Below are 2,949 nucleotides of genomic sequence, written 5' to 3'. Positions count from 1 at the left end.
CTCCGGGCCGGCGGCGGCCGCGCCCGCCACCGGCCCGGAGCTTTCCCTGGTCCCCGTCGTGGGGCCGGGGACCGGGGAGATCGGCGGTGGCGCGGGCTCCGCCAGCCCGTGCGCCTGCACGGGGAACCCGTCGTCCCGCCACAGCCCATCCTCGCCCTGCAGGGGCAGCGCCCAGGCCAGCTGCTCGTAGAGCGTGCCGGGCGCGGGCGCGATGGGCATCTGCCGCAGAAGCGTGTCCGCCACCATGGTGCGCGGCGCACGCCGGCAGGCGTCGCAGTGCGAGATGTGGCGGCTGATCCGCGCGCGGGTACGCCGCCCCGGCGTGGAGCTCCAGTCCGTCACTCGTGACTCCAGCGCCGCGCACCCGTAGCGGGTCCTGGCGGCGATGACCGCGGCGAACCACTCCTCCAGCCCGTCGGCCGCCTCCAGGACGATGGTCTCGACCTCGTCGGCCCGCACATCGAAGATCACGGCGATCTCCGAGTTGGTCAGGCCGTGCCGTACGGACAGGTCGAGCAGCTCCCTGTGCGGCGGGTCCAGCGCGCGCAGGGCCTCGGGCAGCAGGTCGGACATCCTGCCGGGCCGCGACCACGAACCGACGCTGGTGGGGGTGGACAGGTACGTGCGGTGCGCGCGGGCCAGCGCGTAGAGCCAGGGCCGCAGCAGGGAGCTCTGGTCGACTCGGTCGGCTCGGGTGTGCGCCGACAGCAGTGCCCCCGCCACGGCCAGCTCGGCGTCGCTCGAGGAGAGCTCCGTCCGGCAGTAGTCGTAGAGGTGGGGACCGTAGCCGTCGCACAGCTCGCGGGTGGCCTCGCGGGCGTCCTCCGACAGGGTTCGCCACATCCGAGTCGCATCTCCTCCCTGTGTTCCTCAGGTGCTCCGGTCTCAGCGCGGCAACTGCTCGGCGACCTCCGTCGCCCAGTACGTCACCACGCTGCCCGCCCCCGCCCGGCGGATCGCGACGAGGCTCTCGACGATGGCGCGGTCGCGCATGATCCAGCCGTTCTCGGCCGCCGCCTCGATCGCCGCGTACTCGCCCGAGACCTGGTACGCGACCACCGGCACGTGCACCGTGTCGGCGACCCGGCGCACCACGTCCAGGTAGAGCCCCGCCGGTTTGACCATCACCATGTCGGCGCCCTCCTCCACGTCCAGCAGCACCTCGCGCAGCGACTCGCGCAGGTTCGCGGGGTCCTGCTGATGCGTCGAACGGGTGCCGATCAGCCGCGACTCGACCGCGTCGCGGAACGGGCCGTAGAAGGCGGAGTCGTACTTGGCGGCGTAGGCCATGATCGGCACGCGGTGGTGGCCCGCCGCGTCCAGCGCGCGGCGGATGGCGCCGACCTGGCCGTCCATCATCCCGCTCGGCGCGACCACGTGGGCTCCCGCCGCCGCCTGCGCCTCGGCGACGCGGGCGTAGGCGCGGAGGGTGGCGTCGTTGTCCACGTCGCCGTCGGGGCCGAGGACGCCGACGTGCCCGTGCTCGGTGTACTCGTCCAGGTTGATGTCGCTGATCACCACGGTGGCGTCGCCCACCTCGGCGGCCACGTCGGCGATGGCCCGCTGGGTGATGCCGTTCGGATCCCACGCGCCGTGCCCGTCGCGGTCCTTGGCCGCCGGGATGCCGAAGATCAGCAACCCCCCGACCCCGGCTCGGACGGCCGCCGCGGCGGCCTTGCGCACGCTGTCGCGGGTGTGCTGTACCTGGCCCGGCATGCAGGCGATCGGCCGGGGCTCGTCGATGCCCTCGCGCACGAACAGCGGCTGGATCAGGTCGGCCGGGTGCAGCCTGGTCTCGGCGACCAGGCCGCGGAGCGCGGATGTGCGCCGGAGGCGCCGGGGACGTTCTGCGGGGTAACTCACGGCTCAGCCTCCGATCACCTTGCCGAGCAGGACGCGCTCGGCATGTTCGACGGCGGCGGCGGGGGGACGCCGCAGCCAGTAGCCGGCCGTGCTGCGCGCCGTGATGTTCAGCGCGCGCAGCTCGCACAGGTGCTCGGCCGTTTTGATCGCCAGCCCGCCCGGGTCGATCACCGGGAGGCCGTGCAGCTCGTGGACGCGCAGGTGGACCAGGATCACGTTCGGGATGCCCTCGGCGGGCACCAGCCACTGCGCCCCTGCCCTGGCCGCCCGCGCCGCGGCCTCGGTGTAGGCGTCGACGAACGGCTGGAAGTCGCCCTCCAGCGCCCGCTCGACGACCGCCGCGCCGTCCTCGACGACCTGGTAGGAGGCGAGGTCGGCCCCGGCGGCACGGATGTTGTCGGTGATGGGCTCGGTCAGGTGGGGGATGAAGCCGAGCACGCCCAGCCGGTGCCGCTCCATCCGCGCCGCCTGCCAGACGGCGTCGCCGTACCCGACCACGGGGAGCGAGACGCGCGTGCGGGCCGCCGCCAGGCCGGGGTCCTGGCCGGCGCCGCTGATCCAGGCGTCGCAGCCGTCGCGCTCGGCCAGCACGGCCGTCTGCGTGAAGTAGTGGCCGAACAGCAGCCCGATCTCCCCGTAGCCGACCAGGTGCTCGGGCAGCGCCGTGCCGTACGTCTCCGGGGGCAGGGTGTGGATCTCCACGGTCGTGCTCGGGGAGGCGACCACGGCCAGGTGCTCGGCGTACAGCTTGTCCAGAAGTGGCGAACGGCCCTCGACGGTGTGCTTCTGGAACCAGATCCGCATGTCAGCTGTTCCTTACCGGATGGGGGACGGTGTCGAGCATCGAGGCCTGCGCCAGGTAGACGCGGGTGGCCCCTGGGTCGTCGGCGATGGCGCGCAACCCCGCCATCGCCGCGGCCAGCCGGGAGGTGTCCCGGTCCTGCACGCCGGCGACGCGCGCCTCGCTGCGCGGGATCACCCGGTCGAGCACCACGGACCGCCGCCGCGCGGCCCAGGCGTCGAGCGCGGCCGGCCCGGCGAGACCGTCCAGCACGCCGGCGACCACCTGGCCGAGCTCGACGGCGT

General features: G+C 74.0%; 3 protein-coding genes and 1 pseudogene. All 4 read right to left on the bottom strand.

The features are described from left to right. Positions 1 to 843, bottom strand: a pseudogene (locus DQW85_RS25090) (sigma-70 family RNA polymerase sigma factor); the annotation flags it as partial. Positions 844 to 885: 42 nt separating this feature from the next. Beyond that, entirely contained in the window at positions 886 to 1,863 is a 978-nt protein-coding gene (gene hemB, locus DQW85_RS25085; protein ID WP_113702447.1) for a porphobilinogen synthase, read from the bottom strand. Between the two features lie 3 nt (positions 1,864 to 1,866). Beyond that, positions 1,867 to 2,667: an aspartate/glutamate racemase family protein gene (locus DQW85_RS25080; RefSeq protein ID WP_113702446.1), complete on the bottom strand. Its 801-nt coding sequence runs from the start codon at positions 2,665 to 2,667 to the stop codon at positions 1,867 to 1,869. Position 2,668: 1 nt separating this feature from the next. Continuing rightward, positions 2,669 to 2,949 (bottom strand): hypothetical protein (locus tag DQW85_RS25075; RefSeq protein WP_205315388.1); only part of this gene is annotated, 281 nt, incomplete at its 5' end.

Origin of the sequence: Nonomuraea lactucae, from assembly GCF_003313395.1 — a bacterium.
Taxonomy (GTDB): Bacteria; Actinomycetota; Actinomycetes; order Streptosporangiales; family Streptosporangiaceae; genus Nonomuraea; species Nonomuraea lactucae.
This window is presented reverse-complemented; position numbering and strand designations above follow the sequence as displayed.

Excerpts from the sequence above, each read along its gene's own strand:
- DQW85_RS25080 (WP_113702446.1), bottom strand. The coding sequence starts at position 2,667 with ATGCGGATCTGGTTCCAGAAGCACACCGTCGAGGGCCGTTCGCCACTT.